This window comes from candidate division TA06 bacterium, from assembly GCA_016235665.1.
In the GTDB taxonomy this organism is placed as follows: domain Bacteria; phylum Edwardsbacteria; class AC1; order AC1; family EtOH8; genus UBA5202.
Window position 1 is genome coordinate 1 of record JACRJI010000008.1, and the last position, 17287, is coordinate 17287.

The 17287-nt window shown below is 53.3% G+C and carries 24 protein-coding genes and 1 tRNA gene; 8 read left to right on the forward strand and 17 right to left on the reverse strand.

Going from position 1 to position 17287, the window contains the following annotated elements:
• The first annotated feature begins 162 nt into the window (after nucleotides 1–162).
• The 5 genes from HZA73_02690 (at nucleotide 163) to era (ending at nucleotide 5421) form a co-directional block, all read left to right on the forward strand.
• The gene (locus HZA73_02690) at nucleotides 163–876 is read left to right on the forward strand and encodes a hypothetical protein (GenBank protein ID MBI5804935.1); all 714 of its coding nucleotides are present in this window, start codon (nucleotides 163–165) and stop codon (nucleotides 874–876) included.
• 19 nt (nucleotides 877–895) lie between these two features.
• The gene (locus tag HZA73_02695) at nucleotides 896–2752 is read left to right on the forward strand and encodes a tetratricopeptide repeat protein (protein ID MBI5804936.1); all 1857 of its coding nucleotides are present in this window, start codon (nucleotides 896–898) and stop codon (nucleotides 2750–2752) included.
• Nucleotides 2753–2795: 43 nt separating this feature from the next.
• The gene (locus HZA73_02700; GenBank protein ID MBI5804937.1) at nucleotides 2796–3875 is read left to right on the forward strand and encodes a 4Fe-4S binding protein; all 1080 of its coding nucleotides are present in this window, start codon (nucleotides 2796–2798) and stop codon (nucleotides 3873–3875) included.
• Nucleotides 3872–4378 (forward strand): DUF4833 domain-containing protein, encoded by a 507-nt coding sequence (locus HZA73_02705; protein MBI5804938.1) that lies wholly within the window; start codon nucleotides 3872–3874, stop codon nucleotides 4376–4378. Before HZA73_02700 ends, HZA73_02705 begins: the two co-directional genes overlap by 4 nt.
• Nucleotides 4379–4542: 164 nt before the next feature.
• On the forward strand, nucleotides 4543–5421 hold the full coding sequence (gene era, locus HZA73_02710; protein ID MBI5804939.1) for a GTPase Era: 879 nt from the start codon (nucleotides 4543–4545) through the stop codon (nucleotides 5419–5421).
• Nucleotides 5422–5467: 46 nt separating this feature from the next.
• Here era and mltG read toward each other — a convergent pair whose 3' ends face one another.
• The 17 genes from mltG to ispE all read right to left on the reverse strand — a co-directional run bounded on the left by mltG (nucleotide 5468) and on the right by ispE (nucleotide 14962).
• Nucleotides 5468–6472, reverse strand: coding sequence for an endolytic transglycosylase MltG (mltG, locus tag HZA73_02715; protein MBI5804940.1), 1005 nt, complete (start codon nucleotides 6470–6472; stop codon nucleotides 5468–5470).
• A complete protein-coding gene (gene ruvX / locus HZA73_02720; protein ID MBI5804941.1) occupies nucleotides 6459–6896 on the reverse strand; it encodes a Holliday junction resolvase RuvX in 438 nt (145 codons plus the stop codon). The genes mltG and ruvX overlap by 14 nt, the downstream gene beginning before the upstream one ends.
• On the reverse strand, nucleotides 6877–7383 hold the full coding sequence (locus HZA73_02725; protein MBI5804942.1) for an NUDIX hydrolase: 507 nt from the start codon (nucleotides 7381–7383) through the stop codon (nucleotides 6877–6879). The genes ruvX and HZA73_02725 overlap by 20 nt, the downstream gene beginning before the upstream one ends.
• 79 nt (nucleotides 7384–7462) lie before the next feature.
• Nucleotides 7463–7657, reverse strand: a complete 195-nt coding sequence (locus tag HZA73_02730; GenBank protein ID MBI5804943.1) for a 50S ribosomal protein L28 — start codon at nucleotides 7655–7657, stop codon at nucleotides 7463–7465.
• Nucleotides 7658–7692: 35 nt separating this feature from the next.
• A complete protein-coding gene (locus HZA73_02735) occupies nucleotides 7693–8046 on the reverse strand; it encodes a hypothetical protein (GenBank protein MBI5804944.1) in 354 nt (117 codons plus the stop codon).
• Between the two features lie 18 nt (nucleotides 8047–8064).
• A complete protein-coding gene (locus HZA73_02740; GenBank protein MBI5804945.1) occupies nucleotides 8065–8538 on the reverse strand; it encodes a PTS sugar transporter subunit IIA in 474 nt (157 codons plus the stop codon).
• Entirely contained in the window at nucleotides 8520–8963 is a 444-nt protein-coding gene (locus HZA73_02745) for a 50S ribosomal protein L9 (protein MBI5804946.1), read from the reverse strand. Before HZA73_02745 ends, HZA73_02740 begins: the two co-directional genes overlap by 19 nt.
• 26 nt (nucleotides 8964–8989) lie before the next feature.
• Entirely contained in the window at nucleotides 8990–9250 is a 261-nt protein-coding gene (locus HZA73_02750) for a 30S ribosomal protein S18 (protein MBI5804947.1), read from the reverse strand.
• Between the two features lie 41 nt (nucleotides 9251–9291).
• A complete protein-coding gene (locus tag HZA73_02755) occupies nucleotides 9292–9693 on the reverse strand; it encodes a single-stranded DNA-binding protein (protein ID MBI5804948.1) in 402 nt (133 codons plus the stop codon).
• Between the two features lie 41 nt (nucleotides 9694–9734).
• The gene (locus HZA73_02760) at nucleotides 9735–10187 is read right to left on the reverse strand and encodes a single-stranded DNA-binding protein (GenBank protein MBI5804949.1); all 453 of its coding nucleotides are present in this window, start codon (nucleotides 10185–10187) and stop codon (nucleotides 9735–9737) included.
• Between the two features lie 68 nt (nucleotides 10188–10255).
• Complete coding sequence (rpsF, locus tag HZA73_02765) at nucleotides 10256–10624, reverse strand: 30S ribosomal protein S6 (GenBank protein MBI5804950.1); 369 nt, start codon at nucleotides 10622–10624, stop codon at nucleotides 10256–10258.
• Between the two features lie 26 nt (nucleotides 10625–10650).
• Nucleotides 10651–11247 carry an aminoacyl-tRNA hydrolase gene (locus tag HZA73_02770; GenBank protein MBI5804951.1) on the reverse strand — a complete coding sequence of 199 codons (597 nt, stop codon included), beginning with the start codon at nucleotides 11245–11247 and terminating at the stop codon, nucleotides 10651–10653.
• A 15-nt stretch (nucleotides 11248–11262) separates the two neighbouring features.
• Nucleotides 11263–11934, reverse strand: a complete 672-nt coding sequence (locus tag HZA73_02775) for a 50S ribosomal protein L25 (GenBank protein MBI5804952.1) — start codon at nucleotides 11932–11934, stop codon at nucleotides 11263–11265.
• Nucleotides 11935–12006: 72 nt separating this feature from the next.
• The gene (locus tag HZA73_02780) at nucleotides 12007–12948 is read right to left on the reverse strand and encodes a ribose-phosphate pyrophosphokinase (GenBank protein ID MBI5804953.1); all 942 of its coding nucleotides are present in this window, start codon (nucleotides 12946–12948) and stop codon (nucleotides 12007–12009) included.
• A 251-nt stretch (nucleotides 12949–13199) separates the two neighbouring features.
• Nucleotides 13200–13274 (reverse strand) — tRNA-Gln (locus HZA73_02785).
• 329 nt (nucleotides 13275–13603) lie between these two features.
• Nucleotides 13604–13912 carry a septation protein SpoVG family protein gene (locus HZA73_02790; protein MBI5804954.1) on the reverse strand — a complete coding sequence of 103 codons (309 nt, stop codon included), beginning with the start codon at nucleotides 13910–13912 and terminating at the stop codon, nucleotides 13604–13606.
• 72 nt (nucleotides 13913–13984) lie between these two features.
• The gene (ispE, locus tag HZA73_02795; protein ID MBI5804955.1) at nucleotides 13985–14962 is read right to left on the reverse strand and encodes a 4-(cytidine 5'-diphospho)-2-C-methyl-D-erythritol kinase; all 978 of its coding nucleotides are present in this window, start codon (nucleotides 14960–14962) and stop codon (nucleotides 13985–13987) included.
• Nucleotides 14963–15148: 186 nt separating this feature from the next.
• Here ispE and HZA73_02800 point away from each other — a divergent pair, with 186 nt between their 5' ends.
• The 3 genes from HZA73_02800 (at nucleotide 15149) to HZA73_02810 (ending at nucleotide 17256) form a co-directional block, all read left to right on the forward strand.
• Nucleotides 15149–15784, forward strand: coding sequence for a Crp/Fnr family transcriptional regulator (locus HZA73_02800; GenBank protein ID MBI5804956.1), 636 nt, complete (start codon nucleotides 15149–15151; stop codon nucleotides 15782–15784).
• A 138-nt stretch (nucleotides 15785–15922) separates the two neighbouring features.
• A complete protein-coding gene (gene thyA / locus HZA73_02805) occupies nucleotides 15923–16786 on the forward strand; it encodes a thymidylate synthase (protein ID MBI5804957.1) in 864 nt (287 codons plus the stop codon).
• Nucleotides 16783–17256 carry a dihydrofolate reductase gene (locus HZA73_02810; GenBank protein ID MBI5804958.1) on the forward strand — a complete coding sequence of 158 codons (474 nt, stop codon included), beginning with the start codon at nucleotides 16783–16785 and terminating at the stop codon, nucleotides 17254–17256. The genes thyA and HZA73_02810 overlap by 4 nt, the downstream gene beginning before the upstream one ends.
• Nucleotides 17257–17287 lie beyond the last annotated feature (31 nt).

Sequence of the window (17287 nt, forward strand, 5' to 3'; positions counted from 1 at the left end):
AGTTTTAAGCGACGAGCTTTTTCTTTTGGTTCTTTTCTTGTTGGCGGTACAAAAAGAAAAGAACATAACCGGGTAAAATCTGCATTTTACCAAATCCACTATATTCTTTCTACTTTTCCTGATCAAGTTAGATAGTCATTAATATAAATCAGCAGGTAAATAATGGATAACATACTTTCATTCATAATGCCCAATCTTCCGTTCCTGATATTCATCGGGGTTTTCCCCCTGATGCTCTACTTGGGCTATTTGGGCCGGCAGAAGCAGAAGGCCAAGATGAAGGACATCGCCATGAAGCTAGGCCTGCAGTTAAGCGAGGGCCAGCTCTTCCAGCAAATGAACCGGCAGACCCAGGGCATTCACAACGCCCGGGACTTCAATACTTACCAGGCTTCCCAGAAACTGGCCGGAAACAGTTTCCTAAGGGATCTGCTGGCCCTGGCATCCCCTTTGTCCCTGACCGGAAAATATAAGGGCTACGATGTCCGGATCACCGTGGTCAAGCGGGACAAGACCACCTACACCGAATTCAAAACCGCTTTTCCCCGGCCGCTGGGCCTGGGGCTTAAGATCAACGCCAACAGCCTGCTGCTGAAACAATTCATCCTGGGACAGAAGGGCAAAGAGGTGCAGTCCGGCAACGAACCGTTCGACAAGAAGATCCAGGTCACCGGCAGCGATCCTCTGAAGATAAAGTACCTGATGACCCTGGAAAACCAGCGGTCCCTGCTGGACCTCTTCTCCGCCCATCCCGCCGCCGCGGTGGACGACCAGGGGATCACCGTCAGCGTCCGGGGTTTTGTTGACGATCACATGAAATGTTCGGCGGTGCTGGACAAGATGGCGGCGGCCGCCAAACATTTCAGCGGCAACTGAAAGACTGCAAACTTTTAAAATGCCTGATACCTTTGCTAAAATAAAAGAGAAGCACATTCCCTGGCTGATCGCCCTGGTCATCTTGATCTTGTATGCCCCCGCCTTGCGGCATCAATATACTTACATGGATGATTACGGACTGATAGTCGAGAATTTTAAATTTACCGGGGACATCAAAAACATTCTTCAGGCCTTCACCCAGGACGCTTTCGGCGGCAAGGGGACGATCTACCGTCCGCTGTTGACTGTTTCCTTTATGCTGGATGCGGTGTGGAGCGGGGTCCGGCCCTGGGGATACCATCTGACCAACATATTGCTGCATATGGCCTGCTGCCTGCTGTTGTGCAAATTGCTAAAGATTTTGCTGTCACGGGCAGGTATTGCCGCCCTGTTCTCTTTGATCTTTGCCGTGCACCCGGCGTTGAACCAGGCCGTGGCCTGGATCCCGGGGAGGAACGACAGTCTGCTGGCATTGTTTGTACTGTCCTCGGCGCTGGCTTTCATCAGATATGTTGAAAACAGAAACTGGCAATGGCTGGGGGCTTATCTTACACTAAGCCTGGCGGCTCTTTTAACCAAGGAAAGCGCGGTACTGCTGCCGCTGGTATTCATCCCGGTCTATGGATATGTTCTGAAGCAAAAAGGAGATAGTTTCATCAAGCTCATGCCTTTGCTTTTGGGCTGGCTGGCCATTTTGGCTTTTTGGTATTATTTACGGAACATGGCTATGCCCGGGAATGTCCAAGTGTCTGGAATGACCTTCAACGGGTTTTACGAGAATGTTAACGGGATGCTGGGATATTTCGGCAAAATATTCTTTCCCTTCAACCTGGCGGCCATACCCGTCCCCGTTGATACCAACATCGCTTTGGGGATTGCGTCGGTGATCATGATAATCGCGCTTTTTGGCTGGAAGGGCATAAATAACAAACCATTATTCATTCTGGGTCTGGCCTGGTACCTGATGTTCCTGCTGCCGTATATAGTAAGCTCCTCCGGTTATGCCAATTTTCTGGAGCAGAGGCTGTATCTGCCGATGGCCGGCCTGATGCTGATGCTGGGGCAGTCAAAGACACTGGCCAGCCTCGATCTTGGGAAAACGGTGCAAAAGTATCTGGCTGCCGGGCTGATCTTATTGCTGGCGGCCCTGTCGCTGGCGCACAACCGCAAATATCAGGACGGCAAAACATTCTGGGAGTATGCCGTAAAAACTTCGCCCAGGCTGTTCTATGCCCATGACATGCAGGGCAAGGTCCGGTTCCAGAATGGCGAATATGCCTCAGCGCTGGAATCGTTCCGGGAAGCCGCCCGGCTGAAGCCTGATTATCAGCATGCCTATAACAACATGGGGATGGCCCTGTACTCGCTGGGCAATGTTGCCGAAGCTGAAATGCATTTTAAAAAGGCCCTGTCCATTGACCCCGGTTATGCCGAGGCCGCATCCAACCTGGGGATTCTTTACGCCGGCAAGGCCCGGATGGATTCTGCCCTGAAATATCAGATCCAGGCTTTTTATCTGGCACCCGATGATGAGAACTATGCCATAAACGCCGGGCGGTTGTGTTTACAGGCCGGATATGCCGACAGCGCGATCGCGGTCTATCAGGAAGCGTTGGGGCATCAACCCGGGTCTTTCCAATTATTGAAAGAGCTGGGAACCTTGTATTTCAAGGGCGGCAGGCCGGCCGAGGCCAAAACAACACTGACCAAAGCCTATCTGGCAAGTCCAAAGGATCCCGCCATAGCTGGATACCTGGCCCTGCTGAGTTTCCGGGAAAAAGATTATTCAGCAGCTGTCAAATATTACGACCGGGCGGTGGAATTGGGGCAAAAAGCTGATCCCAGGATACTGGAAATACTGAAACCATACCGGTGAAGACAGTAAAACCTTGTTAAAATATTGATCAATGCCTGAAATTATGAAAAAACTGATATTGCTGCTGTTTCTGACGGTCATTGTCTGTCTGAATGTAAACGCTGAGAACCAGGACAAAATCATTCTTCAGATCGATACTACCGGCACAATCGCCAAGATCGCTTTGGACAATGGTCTTACCCCGGAAAAGCTGTTAAAGGGACTTAAGCTAAGGCCGGACCAGTCGCAGCAAACCATGGCCCAGGCCGGGATTCCCTTGGATAAAGTTCAAAAAGCGGTCCGCAAATTGAAGGTACTGCAGGCCACCGAGAAGGCCAAGGACTGGAAACAGATCGTATCCAAATTCGGGCTGTGGATACTGGCGCTCATTGGCGCCACTGCATTGCTGGTCAGAAATAAAGTATCCTCTAAACTCCAATTGTCATGGCTGGCCGGGACCGCCTTGTTGTTCGGCTTCATATACGGCAGCGATCCCAATCCCATGGGAACCATCAAGGACACCATCCTTCTGCTGGGGAAGGAGGGCGTGGTCTTTCCGCCCCGGATGGTTGCGGCTGTTGTTTTTCTGCTGATGGTATTCACCTCCAACAAGGCCATCTGTGGTTGGGGCTGTCATTTCGGGGCCCTGCAGGACCTTTTGCACTTCACTCCTTTCAAGAAGTTCAAACTGCCGTTCTGGCTTACCAACAGCATCAGGTTGGCGGTGTTCGGCTCGGTCATTCTGCTGGCCTTTGCCTGGGGTCTGGATTGGGTGGGAGAAATTGATCCTTTCAAGATATTCAACATCCGCACATGGGACATGGGTCTGGCCGGGCTGATATTCACGGCAGCGATCCTGCTGCTCAGCCTTTTCTTCTACCGCCCCTGGTGCCAGCTGTTCTGCCCCTTTGGACTGGCCGGCTGGCTGGTGGAGCAGATCAGCCTCCTGCACCCCCGGATAGACCGTCAGGGGTGCCTTAAGTGCCAGAAATGCATTCAGGTCTGTCCCACCCAGGCCATGAAGGGGATCTATCACGATAAAAAGTTCCGGGCCGATTGTTTTGCCTGCGGTGTGTGCATCAGCCAGTGCCCGGCTAAAGTAATAAACTGGAAACATCAATCCAGCCGCAAGGAGTTGAAATGAAAAGAGCGATCCTGATCCTTTCATTGTGCCTGGCCCTGTTCGGCCTGACCCTGGCCCAAACCACCCAGCCGCTGTTCCTGATAGAGCGGACCAAGAACGTCAACAAGCTGTATTACGAGGCCAACATAGCCAAGAACGGCGAGATCAATGCCAAGGAACCGATCAAGGCCTTCTGGATAATGTGGGCCAAGGATTCCACCGGGAAGACCACCGAACCGCTGTCCTTCATCGAAAAGAAGATGGCCTACGGCTACAATGTGGAACCGGATCCCTCGGGCAAACATTACAATATGACACTCAAGCCTTTTAAGGAAAGACTGATCAAGATATCCCTGCTGAACGGGACCGCCCGGGCCGAGATGCTGATCAACGGCCAGCCAACGGTCTTCGAAAAGATGTACATCTATTCCAAGGGAGATTCCAAGCCGGATTCCATAAAGCTTTACGGTACTGAGATAGAGTCCGGTGCCAGGAAGTACGAACTGGTGATTCCCAAGAAATGATGATCTAAGTTACATACCGAACTTATAAGGAAGCCAGGAATACAGGAAACTATTGTGGCTTTCAAAACTTAATCTTCATGGTTTCATGGATTCCTAATTAAAAACGTCATTAGTTTTAGTCCTAGTAATATTATGAATTTGTTGAAAGTTCAGAAAGCGTTTAAATGACCTTTAAATCCGGTTACGTGGCCCTGGCCGGGCGGCCCAATGTGGGAAAATCAACCCTGCTCAACGCCCTGCTGGGCCAGAAGCTGGCGGCGGTCAGCCGCCGTCCCCAGACCACCCGTCAGAGGGTGCTGGGGATCATTTCCAGCGGCCAGCACCAGGTTGTCCTGATGGACACTCCGGGCCTGCTGGATCCCCGCTATGCTATGCAGGACGCTCTGCTGAAGATCGCGGTCAATTCCATTTCCCAGTCGGATGTCCTGGCCTTTCTGGTGGATGCCCAAAAGGGCTGGCATGACGAGGATTGGAATTATCTGCAAAAATACCGGCGCAAGAACACTATCGTGGTGCTGAACAAGATCGACGCGGTGCCAAAGGAGGGAGTGCTGGAACTGATCGCGCAGGTGAACCAGGCCACCGGGCTGGACCGGATATATCCCATCTCGGCCCTCAGGCAATTCGGACTTAAGGAACTGGAAGCCGGTCTGATAGAACTGCTGCCGGAAGGCAAGCCGTTCTATCCCGATGAAATGGTGTCCGACCAGCCGGAGAAGTTCTTCGTGGCCGAGATCATCCGGGAAAAGATCTTTGAACTGTGCGGAGCCGAAGTGCCGTATGCCACCGCGGTGATAATTGACGAATTCAAGGAGCAGGAGGGACGTAAGGACGTGATCAAGGCCACCATCTGGGTGGAGAAGCAGTCTCAAAAGCCGATCCTGATAGGCCAGGGCGGCCATAAGGTCAAGGCCATCGGGATCAATTCCAGGAGGGAGATAGAGGAGTTTTTGGACCGTCCGGTGTTCTTGGAGCTGTTTGTCAAGGTCAAGGAGAAATGGAGGAACAACGAGTCTGACATCAGGGAGCTGGGTCTCTCTTAAAATAGAAAAGCCCCGCAGTTTGCGGGGCTTTTTTATTTACTTTATGCTATTTTATCTGTATCCTGTTCTTGGCGTTTATATGCTCCCTCAAACTCTTGCTGAAAACATGACTGCCGTCCCCCTTGGCCACGAAGTACAGATATTCCGTCTTAGCAGGGAAAACGGCCGCTTCCAGCGATTTTCGTCCGGGGTTGCAGATGGGGCCGGGAGGGAGACCGATCCGGCGGTAGGTGTTGTAAGGCGACTTGATCTCCAGGTCGGCGTAGGTCAGCCGGGTCTTTTTCCGCCGGGGAAGGATGTATTCAATGCTGGCGCAGGATTCCAAAGGTCTTCTCAGTCTCAAACGGTTGTAAAAGACCGAGGCCACCACCGCCCGTTCCGAGTCCACCCGGGCCTCAGCCTCAACCATCGAAGCCATGATCACCGCCTGGTGCAGGGTGCGCCGCTGTTTTTTAAGCTCCTGTTCCCATTCCGGGGGGATCTGACGGCGGAATTGTTCCAGCATCAGGGAAGCGATCTTATCCGCCGGGGTCTCCCATTCAAAGGAGTAGGTGTCGGGGAAAAGATATCCTTCCATGTTTCGGGCCGGGATCCCCTGACCGTGGCAGAAGGCGGTGTCATTGAACTTTTCCAGCAGGGCGGAACTGTCGTTGCCGGTGGCGGATTGCAGCAGGCCGGCGATCTGAGCCATGGTCAACCCTTCGGGGATGGTCAGCATGTTGTAGATGTTCGCTCCCCGGTTCAGCTGTTGCAGGGCCTCCCAGGAAGACATCGGCCATTCAAACTTATATCTTCCGGCCTTAAGGTGCTGGTTCAACCCCAGGACATAGGACAAAAGTTTGAAGCTGCGGGGGCTGCTGATCACGCCTTCCTGGTGCAGGTTATAGGCGATGCGGGTGGTGGATTGCCCCTTGGTGATGGTTATTATCCGGGCTTCCCAGCCGGTATCGCCGGCTGGGGAGACGAAGAACAGCAGATAGCCGGCGGTTCCCAGCACGACGACGGCCAGAAAAAGGGACAGTCCGGTGATGTGTTTTTTAGCTGACGGCATGGTCTTTCAAAAAATCGGTAAGAATTATGGTGGCGGCCGTTTTGTCAAGAAGTTGTTTGTTGTTCTTAAACTTTATCCCGGACTGGTGCAGGCTTTGCTGTGCGATCTTGCTGGTGAACCTTTCATCATACAGATGAATGGGTATCCCCAGGTATTTCTCCAAGAAAGTCCTGGTCTCGTCTACCATTTTACTGAGGTCGGTAGGGGAGCCGTCCAGGTGGGACGGTTTGCCCAGCACGATGGCGGTGATGGGGAACCGCTGCTGATAATCTTTTATTTTAGCAAGCAGGTCCTGCCGTCCCCGGATCTCAAAGCATTCCAGCCCCTGGGCTGTGATGCCCAGTTCGTCGCTGACGGCGGAGCCCACCCGGCGCTTGCCCAGGTCCAGGGCCAGCACCCGGCCCTTAGGTTTTGATACCGGCATATCGGCAAAAATCCTTGATGGCTTGGGTATGGGCTTTGAAGGCGATATTCTTGGGCAGCTTGTCCAAGGGGAAGAGTTTTATGGCGCTGGCATCATCCCCGGCCCGGCATTCATCACCGGAGGGAAGCCCCAGGTAGACTATCAGGACGGCATGGGTGCGGGGGTCGTCGGTCCCGCTGTACACCCCGATCAATTCGCCCGCCTTGATCCTAAGCCCGGTCTCTTCCAGGATCTCCCGCCGGGCGCAGGCCTTGGGCGATTCCCCGTATTCCATGAAACCGGCCGGCAGGCACCAGTCTCCGCGGTAGGGTTCATATTTGCGCCGGACCAGCAGCAGTCTGCCTTTGATCAATATTATGCATCCGGCCGCCGGAGCCGGGTTGCGGTAATAGACAAAGCCGCAGGCCGGGCAGTTTTGGCGCTGGTGCCCGTCAATCTTGGTCTTCTTTAGCGTTCCGCCGCAGCCGGGGCAATGCTTATAGATCATATTTTCTTAATAATGGATAGTATTGTAAAAAAAGGCTGCGGTATTTTTTCCGGCAGCCTTTTAAAGGTAGGGGCAAGGTCTATTTTGCTTTCTTTTGAACTTTACCGGAGCGCAGGCAGCGGGTGCAGACCTCTATTTTTTTGGTCTTGCCGTCCACCGAAGCGTGAACGGTATGCAGGTTGGGGTTCCAGCGCCTGGGTCCCACGTTGTGGGCATGGCTGACGGTATGGCCGAAGCTGACTCCCTTGCCGCAGATCTCGCAAATGTTACCCAATGTATCTCTCCTTGTTTAAAAAATTACGATGAAAACTATACTGCCGGCCAGTATAAAAACCGTCCGCAGTTGCCGCAGTTGGTGATGGTCTGATTCCTTTTGACATTGGTGGCCTGGGAAGTGGGCATCATGATGTAACAGCCGCAACAAACCCCGTTGATGACCGGCACCACCGGGCGTCCGTATTTCTGTTTGAGCTTTTTATAGCGGTTCAGGATCTCGGGATCCACCTGTTTTTCAACCTCGGACAGCGCTTTATTAAGGTGCTCCTGGCTGGCCTCGATCTTAAAACCCATAGCTTCCTGTTTGTTGGCCTCTTCGGTGGATTCCTTGATCATCAGTTCCAGGTCGTGCAGGGTTACCAGCAGCTCCAGTTGAGGGTGTATCATTTTATCAGCTTCCGTGTTTTAAAGTTTCTTTTCCAGTTCGACCATTCGGAGTGTGAAATCTTCGGGGGTATCCGCTGTGAACAGGGCGTCGTTGGCGGTCAGCCCCTTAGCCAGCTGGGCGATCTTACCCAAGACTATCAGGTACTGGTTCTGGGGGTCGTGGGGCGGGGCGATGATCAGAAAGAACAGCCGGGAGGGCTTCTTGTCGATGGCGTCGAAGTCCACGCCGTTCTTGGACCGGCCCACTATCAGCGACAGGGAGTTCAACAGCAGGGACCGGCAGTGGGGGATGGCCACTCCCTTGCCGATGCCGGTGGATCCCAGTTCTTCCCGCTGTTTTAAATTGACCAGCAGCATATGCTGGGCCTTTTCGTTCAAAGAGGTCAGGCCTACCAGTTCCTTAAGTATTCCGTCGCGGCTTTGGGCCTTTAAATTCAGGCTGATCTGTCCGGGCTTTATGATGCCGCTTAAGTTTATTGGCGCACTACCCATAGTTTTATATTGGCCTCCACTTCCGGATGAAGTTTGATGGGGATGTTATAGACGCCCAGCACCTTGATGGGCTGTTCCAGGATCAGTTTGCGCTTGTCCAGCTTGACGCCTTGGGCCGCCAGAAGTGCGGAGATGTCGGCGGCGGTCACCGATCCGAAGAGCTTGTCATCCTCTCCGGCCTGAACAGCGGCGGTGCAGGAAACCTCATTGAGCTTCTTGGCCTGCTCTTCGGCTTCCGCTTTCTTCCGGGACAGGCTGAGGGCCTCGGTCTGGATCTTCCGTTCCAGCTGTTTCAGGTTTCCGGCGCCGGCCAGCATGGCTTTGCCCTGGGGAAGAAGGTAATTGCGGGCGTAGCCCGGCTTGACCTCGACCACCTGGGTCTTGGTTCCCAAAGAAGGTATATCCTGGGTCAAAATGACTTTCATTATTGTTTTACTCCTGCAAGATTATATTAACGGTGTTCCGAGATGAAGGGCAGCAGCGCCAGGTGGCGGGCCCTTTTGATGGCGTCGTTCAATAGGCGCTGATGTTTGGCGCAGTTGCCGGAGATGCGGCGGGGCACGATCTTACCGCGCTCGGTCATGAAATGACGCAGTTTCTTATCGTCTTTGTAGTTTATCAATTCGGACTTATCCTGGCAGAATTTGCATTCCTTGCGGCGCATGATCCGCGGAGGAGCGTTGGGGTCTCGTCTTTCTCTGGTTTCTCTCATGAATATCCTTTAAGGTGGTTTATGGTATATTTATTGTTATTTCAGATATCGGGTGATTCAGACGGCTCTTCGGGGCCCGGGGCGGCGGCGGTTGATTCAAAACGCTCCAAAAACCTAACGTTATCGGCCCGGACCTCCAAAGAATTCCTTTTTTGCCCGGTCTCGGTCTCCCAGGACCTGCTTTCCAGCCGGCCTTCCACCAGCACCGGGCTGCCCTTGTGCAGATGTTTGCCGATGTTCTCGGCCGCGCTCTGCCAAGCCACCACGTTGACGAAAGTGGGCTCGTCCTGCCAGTTGCCGGCCTGGTCCTTAAAGCGGCGGTTGAGGGCCATGGAAAAATTGCAGACCGCAGTGCCATTGGGGGTAAATCTTAACTCGGGGTCCCGGGTCAGCCGGCCGGCCAGCAGCACCCGGTTCAGATTGGGTATCTTAAGCTCGGTCATATAATGATGCTCCGGTTATTGGTACGGTTCTATTAAATGATCTAAAAGGGAAGGTCGTCATCGCTTTTGCTGAAGGCAGGTTCTTCGCCGTGAACCGGCTCGGGGCTGGATTCCTGTCCGGAGGCCCCTGTTCCAATGGACGGCCGTCCTTCCCGGTCCAAAAACTCGATCCGGTCGGCCCTGATCTCGATGGTGCTGCGCTTTTGCCCGTCCTCTGTCTCCCAGTTGCGGTTCTGAAGTTTTCCTTCCACTAACACCGCCCGGCCCTTGGCCAGATACTGTTTGCAAAGTTCGGCCAGTTTTTGCCAGGCTACCACACCCACATAAGTGGCCTCATCCTTCCACTCGCCAGTGGCGCTTTTATATCGCCGGTTAAGGGCGATGGTAAAATTGGCCACGCTGGTTCCGTTGGTGGTCTGTCTGAGCTCGGGGTCCTTGGTAAGGCGGCCCACCATGAAAACGCGGTTTAAATCGGCTAAACGCAATTCTGACATGTTGCTTGATCCTTAAATGATTGTAATCTAAATATCAGGTTATTTTACAAAACTAAAGGACATCCGGATCAGAGGTTGGCGGTCTCGGGAGCGGCTTCTGGTACCGCATCGGGAGACCCAGGGGATAGTGGGGCAGCCACAACTACGCTGGGCACGTGGCCCTTTATTGTCATGTGGCGGATGATGCTTTCGTCCAGCCGGATGTTCCGGTTGAGCTCGGCCGGAAGGGAGGCCGGAGAATTAAACTGGAGGCAGACGTAAAAACCCTCACGCCGGCTGTTGATGGGGTAGGTCATTTTGCGGCGGCCCCATTTCTCCACCAGGGCGATCTCTCCCTGATGGCTTTTGATCAGGGCGGAGTATTTTTCCACCTGTTTGTCGACTCCGGCCTCATCAACCGCCGGATCGATGATCAGTACTGTTTCGTAAGCGTTCAATTTCGTTTAAACTCCCTTGTATTGGTTTAGGATATATTTTGCTGATTTAAGTTTATGATGGCTTTGTCCACCCCGGTTCTGACCACTTCAGACGCCGTCTTGGCCGCCTGCCCGGTCATTGCCCCGACTTCAGATCTTTCCGCCTTGGCAAAACTGGAAAGCACAAAATCGGCCATTTCCTGGGAGTCTGGCACCGGTCCCATCCCCAGCCGCAGCCTTGCGAAATCCTGGCTGTTTAAGTGTTTGATGATGGACTTGAGGCCGTTATGACCTCCATCGGAGCCCTTGGGCCGTAAACGGATCTTTCCCAGCGGCAGGTTTACGTCATCGCAGATCACCAGCAGCTGCGAGGCTGGGATCTTTTGATAGCTGAGGGCTTTGGCCACGGCCAGGCCGCTTTGGTTCATGAAGGTCAGTGGTTTTAGCAGGAACAGCCCGCGCTTATTGTCGCCGGCGCAAGAATACAAAGCCCGCCTTTTCCAGCTGAGCTTAAGCTGTTCCGCCAGCAGGTCCAGGACCATGAATCCCAAATTGTGGCGGGTTTGGCTGTATTCCCGGCCGGGATTGCCCAGTCCGGCCAGACACCAGATGTTGGATTTTTTGCCTGAAGCTGAAGGAAGCATAAGGGAGGAACAGGCCTAGACCTCTTCCTCGGCCTCCTTCTTTTTCTTGGCCACCAGCTCGGGTTCCTTGGGAGCGGTTTCGGCCACTGCGGCTACAGCTCCTTCGGCCGCTACCGGTTCGGCTTCGGCCCTGGGAGCCAGTACGCTGGCCACCGGCTGGGTGGGGGATCCGTGCAGTTCGGCCTTTTCCAGCTTGATGTCGGAGATATGCAGGGTCTGTCCCAGTTTCAGCCCCGAAACGTCGACCACGATCTTTTCAGGGATGTCGGTGGGCAGGCAGGAAAGCTCTATCGAATGCAGGGTCTGCTCCAAGCTGCCGCCCTCATTCTTGACGCCGGTTGGCTCGCCGGTCAGGACGACGGGAACGTTGATCCTGATCTTCTCCGTCAGCAGGATCTCCTGAAAATCCATGTGCAACAGGGTGTTCCTCAGGGGTTCGGTCTGTACCTGGCGCAGCAGGGCCTTCATCTGTTTTTTGTCGTCAGCCATTTCCAGGTTGATGATCACGTTGTCGTGGGAGGCCAGCTTGAACAGGGGCAGCAGGTCTGCCGAGTTGATGAAAATGGAGAGGGCCGGCTGGCCGTGGCCGTAAAGCACTGCCGGGATCTTTCCGCCCCGGCGCATTTTTTTTGCCCGCTGCTTGCCGGTCTCCTCCCGGCGGTAGGCTGTCAAATTCACTTCGTTCATGTTTTGGTTGTCTTTCCTTGTTCTATTGTTTTGGGGTTAATTCATATTTGGGAACTTCACTCCGGAGAAAAATCAAACGAACAGAGAGCTGACCGATTTTTCCTGATGGATCCTACGGATGGCCTCGGCCAGCAGCGAGGCGATGGAAAGCACTTTGATCTTGGGGATCTTCTTGTCGGCGGTCAGCGGGATGGTATTGGAAAGCACCAGCTCCTTGATGGGGGATCGTTCCAGCGAATCTATGGCGCTGCCGGAAAGCACTCCGTGGGTGGCGCAGGCGTAGATCTCCCGGGCGCCGTTCTTTTTTAGGATGACCGCCACCTCGCTAATGGTGCGGGCGGTATCCATGATATCGTCCACTATCAGACAGTTCTTGCCGTCCACGTCGCCCACCACGTTAAGGATCTCCACCCGGTTGGGACCTGGCCGCCTTTTATCGATGATGGCCAGGGGGGTATCGTTGCCCAGCCGTTTGGCAAAAGCCCGGGCCCGGGGCACTCCTCCGGTGTCGGGCGACACCACCACCAGGTCCTTGAGCTTGTGTTTGACGAAATGGCGGATCAGCACCGGCGAGGCGTACAGATGATCCACCGGGATGTCGAAGAACCCCTGAATGGGTTCGGCGTGGAGGTCCAGCGTCAGCACCCGGTTGGCTCCGGCAATGGTGATCAGATTGGCCACCAATTTGGCGGTGATGGGAACCCGGGGCTGGTCCTTGCGCTCCTGGCGGGAGTAGCCAAAGTATGGAATGACCGCGGTGATCCGCTTGGCGGAAGCCCTTTTAGCGGCGTCGATCATGATCAGCAGTTCCATCAGGTTATCGCCGGGGGAGAAGGTGGGCTGGACTATGAAAACATCGGCCCCGCGGATGTTTTCATTGATCTTGACCCGGAGCTCACCGTCTGAAAAATGACAGATGGTGCAGTCTCCCATAGGCTGGCGCAATACCTTGCAGATCTCTTTGGTCAGCTCGGGGTTGGCAGTTCCTGAGAATACCTTCATTTCATTATGCATATCTATTGAATGGTTTGATTGCTGGGCGTCATTATTATATCCGGGCCTGCCATAGTAACCCTATATTCTGTGCAATTATATGGCATAGTCTGGCCCGGGGGCAGCCCGCCTGCGTTATAACCTGTCTGGATGAAAGGAAACTTCGGCGGACAAGGGACTGTATTTTTGATATTATGGTGACCTATCGCAGAAAATGTCATGGCCTGCCAGACGAAGCCTCTTGCCTGTTATGAGTATTATATGGCGTAGTCTGGCTCGGGGGCAGGGACTCGAACCCTGGTTCTCAGCTCCAAAGGCTGGTGTCCTACCAATTGGACGACCCCCGAATACTATTATATACTGCAATGATACAGGACTAAAAATAGGCAATTAAAAAATGAGGAAGCAGTAATCCTGCCATTTTGGCGCTTCTTAGTATGTGCTTAGTGTGGCAGTGTCTTTGCGGCTATGCTATATGCGGGACAATAAAAAATTGACACCAGGCCGCTTGAAAAAGTCAAGCTTGGTAAGCCGCACGGAGATGTCTCTGGACCATTAAGGCCAGTGACGCAGCGACCTACTGTCAATCTATATTTTTGCCCGCTAAACTCACGAAAGGGATAATCGGGCTTTTTGTACCTTTTGGTGCCTTTTCGTGGGAAAGGACTCTTTTCTGTTATTTCTCGTCAGCCGGGATCTCGGTCTCGACAAGCCTGGAGGGGCCTTCCTTAAGCACCTTGTGATATTCGTCCAGAATGGATTTTTCCAGCATCAGTCGGGTCTCGGCGTTGATGGGGTGGGCGATGTCCTTGTAAGTGCCGTCGGCCATCTTGCGGCTGGGCATGGCAATGAAGGGTCCGGTGGTTCCCTGGATGATCTTGATGCCGCGCACCGCAAACGCATTGTCGAACGTGACGTTGGCAAAGGCCAAAAGTTTGTCGTTGTCCTTCTGCCGCAGCGAAACCCTGATCTCGGTGATCTTCATGCAAGTTATCCTTTTCGTCCGTTAATAGCTTGGTGGATGAAAATTCTTTGTATTAATTTAGGATAAACTTCTTTAGGATCTCTGACTGCCGGCGTAAAAGCAGCAGGGCCATTGCAATTTCAATTTTAATGCGGCCTGGCGGGCGGAACCGGAATCGGGAAATATGCCGAAGACCGAGGAACCGCTGCCGGACATCAGGGCGCCCAGGGCGCCGCTTTGGACAAGTTCTTGTTTGATCTGATCTATCTGGGGATGGGAGGGTATCACCGCTTTTTCCAGATCGTTGCATAGAGATATTGCCAATTGTCCCGGTTCCGGCCCCAAAGACGGACCATAATTAATCATTTTACTAAATCCGGGCCCTTTTGTCAATGGTATTTTAAGGTTTTTGTAGGCCCAGGCAGTGGAGACCCCGAACCCGGGATAGACTATCACGAAATGGTAGGCCTGCTTCCAATCCAATGGTTTGATCTTTTCGCCCCTTCCGGTGACCAGGGCCGTGCCGCCCTGCAGAAAGTATGGGACGTCCGAGCCCAGTCCCAGCGCCATCCGGTGCAATTCAGGACTGCTGATCTCCATTCCCCAGAGTTTTGGCAAACCCTGCAGGGCGGCTGCGGCATCCGAAGATCCGCCGCCCAGGCCAGCTCCGATGGGGATGTTCTTGGTAAGGGTTATTTTTGCGCCGGGCAACCTGTCACCTTGCAGAGTGTCACCCTGTGTAGGGCTTATTGCTTGACAAGCCGAAGGATCTTCAAATGATTCTTCGGAGGGTAAACAGGTAGTCTTTCTCAGAATGACATGGTCCTTTAGATAACCCTGCAGCAGCCGGGCGGCCTTGACCACCAAATTTTTTTCGTTGACGGGCAGGTGGTCGTTATTGCAGGTTAAAATTATCCGCCCGTTCTCCAATGGTTCGAATTTGAGTTCGTCGTAAAGCGAGACCAGATGGAAAATGGACCAAAGGTCGTGATACCCATCGGGGCGTTTGCCCAGCACTTCAAGGTGAAGATTGAGCTTGGCATAGGCTTTTAGTTTGATGGATGCTTCCATAAAAATATTATACAACATTCCGGTTCAAACTTAAAGATTTATTTTTCACTTTTAGTCTTGAATTATTTTTTTGATAATGGTATATTTAGACTTTATATCAGTACACCAAAAATCACCTAAATTCCAAATCCCGAAAGATTTACTGTTTGGCCGGTTTCGGCTGAGGGATTTCGTAAAAGGAGAGTTATGGCTGGGCAGGAATTCGAAAGATCGCTTAAGGCCGGAGAACTGCTATTCAAGCAGGGCGACCCCGGCAACGAGATGTTCCTCATCCGTTCCGGAAAGATCAAGATCACCCGCTCGGCCGGGTCCGTGGAGAAAACCCTGGCGGTGCTCAAGGAGGGTGACTTCTTCGGCGAGATGGCGGTGATCGACGGCAGCCCGCGATCGGCTGCGGCCACGGCCATCGAGGAGACCAAGCTGATGATAGTGGACCGGGAGGCCTTCAACTCACAGCTTAAGAACAACCCCATGATAGCCTATGTGCTGGAGACCATGTCCCGGCGCCTGAGGGAGACCAACAAGCAGGTGGAATTCCTCCTGATCCGCGACGAGATGCGGAGGGTGGTGGCCATGCTGGTCTCCATGGCCAAGGAACGGGGAGCCAGCACCCCGGACGGCGTGGTGATAGATTTTCCCTACGATTACGCCACCCTGGGCGGGATGGTGGGAATGGAGGCCCACAAGACCGAGGAGATCATCAAGAAGCTTTTGAGCCTGAACCTGATCAAGATAGAGGACCGCAAGCTGATCATGCCCAGCCTCAACGATATCGACGAATACCTCAGATACATCACCCTCAAGGAAAAATTCTCCTCATGATCAAGGTCACCCACCCGGGCTTACCACGGAAACACTGAACGGATGAGAACACGGAAAGGTTATTAAATTCCCATTTCCTGTGTTTCAGTGGTAGGGTAATTTCCCCGGTAAGATGCAACATTTGTAGAGACAGGGTTAATGCGCGAATATCTTGATCTGGTAAAATACGTACTGGACAACGGGACGGCGCAGAAGAACCGTACCGGAGTCGATACCTTGAGCTGCTTCGCCTGTTTCTACCAGGTCGATCTGCAGAAAGGCTTTCCCCTGCTGACCACAAAAAAAGTGAATTTCGACGCCATGCTGCATGAGCTTTTCTGGTACCTCAGCGGGCAGGCCCATATCCGCGATCTTAGAGCCAAGACCAAGATCTGGGACGACTGGGCCGACGGCGAAGGCCGACTGGAGACCGCTTATGGCAGGTTCTGGCGCAGGTTTCCCGTTCCCTCCAAAGGCGCTGAGGGTGAGAAGTGGGGCAGCCGCTGGGTCACCACCGATCCCGAGACCGGGGACAGGACCTTCGATCAGATCCGGTACATCATAGATATCTTAAAAGAAATCAGACAGAATCCGGCCGCTTCCAACCGGCGGCGGATGGTGGTGACGGCCTGGCATCCCGGGAACGCCGCCGAGAGCAAACTGCCGCCCTGTCATTACACCTTCTGTTTCAGTGTGATCGGTGGCCGGCTGAACTGCCACCTGACCCAGCGCTCCGGGGACATTGCCCTGGGCATACCTTTCAATCTGGCCTGCTATTCGCTGCTGACCATGATGCTGGCCCAGGAGACCGGATTCAAGCCGGGCAGTTTTGCTCATACCATCATCGACGCCCATATCTACGCCAATCACATAGAAGGGCTTAAACAGCAGCTGACCCGCGGTCCGAAAGAACTGCCCAGCGTAAACATAGCAGCCAAGCCGTTCTTTGAATTAAACACTTCTGACATTATATTGGAAGGGTACGATCCGCATCCAGGAATAAAATTTTCCGTTGCGGTATGACCATTCCTGAAAAAATAATCGTTGTGGCCATGACCAGGGACCGGGTGATCGGCCTGAACGGCAGGATGCCCTGGCACATTTCCGATGACCTGAAGCTCTTTAAAAAGATAACCCTGGGCGGCACGGTGATCATGGGCCGCACCACTTTTGAATCCATCGGCAAGCCGCTGCCGGGACGGAACAACATAGTGGTCAGCGCCACGGTCAAGGAGATACCGGGAGCAACAGTCTGCCAGGGCTTCGAAAAAGCGGTTAAAAAGGCCGAAGCCCTTGGATCCAAAATATTTTTTATCGGCGGAGCCAGCATCTATAAACAAGCACTGCCTCTTGCAGATGCCATGCACATCTCCTGGGTCAATCAGGAATATGCAGGCGATACTCATTTCCCGGAATTTAACCCGGACCTCTGGCAGGAAAAGGAAAAGAATGAATATCCTGAATTTACCCACGTACTCTACCAGCGTAAATAAAAACATCTTTAGTTTCATATAATAACCAACC

Bases quoted from the DNA above. Each gene is read 5' to 3' on its own strand.
- HZA73_02755 (MBI5804948.1), bottom strand. From the start codon at position 9,693: ATGACCGAGCTTAAGATACCCAATCTGAACCGGGTGCTGCTGGCCGGC.
- HZA73_02745 (MBI5804946.1), bottom strand. From the start codon at position 8,963: ATGAAAGTCATTTTGACCCAGGATATACCTTCTTTGGGAACCAAGACC.
- HZA73_02735 (MBI5804944.1), bottom strand. From the start codon at position 8,046: ATGATACACCCTCAACTGGAGCTGCTGGTAACCCTGCACGACCTGGAA.
- era (MBI5804939.1), top strand. From the start codon at position 4,543: ATGACCTTTAAATCCGGTTACGTGGCCCTGGCCGGGCGGCCCAATGTG.
- HZA73_02740 (MBI5804945.1), bottom strand. From the start codon at position 8,538: ATGGGTAGTGCGCCAATAAACTTAAGCGGCATCATAAAGCCCGGACAG.
- thyA (MBI5804957.1), top strand. From the start codon at position 15,923: ATGCGCGAATATCTTGATCTGGTAAAATACGTACTGGACAACGGGACG.
- HZA73_02780 (MBI5804953.1), bottom strand. From the start codon at position 12,948: ATGCATAATGAAATGAAGGTATTCTCAGGAACTGCCAACCCCGAGCTG.
- HZA73_02725 (MBI5804942.1), bottom strand. From the start codon at position 7,383: ATGATCTATAAGCATTGCCCCGGCTGCGGCGGAACGCTAAAGAAGACC.
- HZA73_02790 (MBI5804954.1), bottom strand. From the start codon at position 13,912: ATGAAGATCACCGAGATCAGGGTTTCGCTGCGGCAGAAGGACAACGAC.
- ispE (MBI5804955.1), bottom strand. From the start codon at position 14,962: ATGGAAGCATCCATCAAACTAAAAGCCTATGCCAAGCTCAATCTTCAC.
- HZA73_02750 (MBI5804947.1), bottom strand. From the start codon at position 9,250: ATGAGAGAAACCAGAGAAAGACGAGACCCCAACGCTCCTCCGCGGATC.
- HZA73_02760 (MBI5804949.1), bottom strand. From the start codon at position 10,187: ATGTCAGAATTGCGTTTAGCCGATTTAAACCGCGTTTTCATGGTGGGC.
- HZA73_02695 (MBI5804936.1), top strand. From the start codon at position 896: ATGCCTGATACCTTTGCTAAAATAAAAGAGAAGCACATTCCCTGGCTG.
- HZA73_02700 (MBI5804937.1), top strand. From the start codon at position 2,796: ATGAAAAAACTGATATTGCTGCTGTTTCTGACGGTCATTGTCTGTCTG.
- HZA73_02705 (MBI5804938.1), top strand. From the start codon at position 3,872: ATGAAAAGAGCGATCCTGATCCTTTCATTGTGCCTGGCCCTGTTCGGC.
- HZA73_02810 (MBI5804958.1), top strand. From the start codon at position 16,783: ATGACCATTCCTGAAAAAATAATCGTTGTGGCCATGACCAGGGACCGG.
- mltG (MBI5804940.1), bottom strand. From the start codon at position 6,472: ATGCCGTCAGCTAAAAAACACATCACCGGACTGTCCCTTTTTCTGGCC.
- HZA73_02800 (MBI5804956.1), top strand. From the start codon at position 15,149: ATGGCTGGGCAGGAATTCGAAAGATCGCTTAAGGCCGGAGAACTGCTA.
- HZA73_02770 (MBI5804951.1), bottom strand. From the start codon at position 11,247: ATGCTTCCTTCAGCTTCAGGCAAAAAATCCAACATCTGGTGTCTGGCC.
- HZA73_02775 (MBI5804952.1), bottom strand. From the start codon at position 11,934: ATGAACGAAGTGAATTTGACAGCCTACCGCCGGGAGGAGACCGGCAAG.
- ruvX (MBI5804941.1), bottom strand. From the start codon at position 6,896: ATGCCGGTATCAAAACCTAAGGGCCGGGTGCTGGCCCTGGACCTGGGC.
- HZA73_02690 (MBI5804935.1), top strand. From the start codon at position 163: ATGGATAACATACTTTCATTCATAATGCCCAATCTTCCGTTCCTGATA.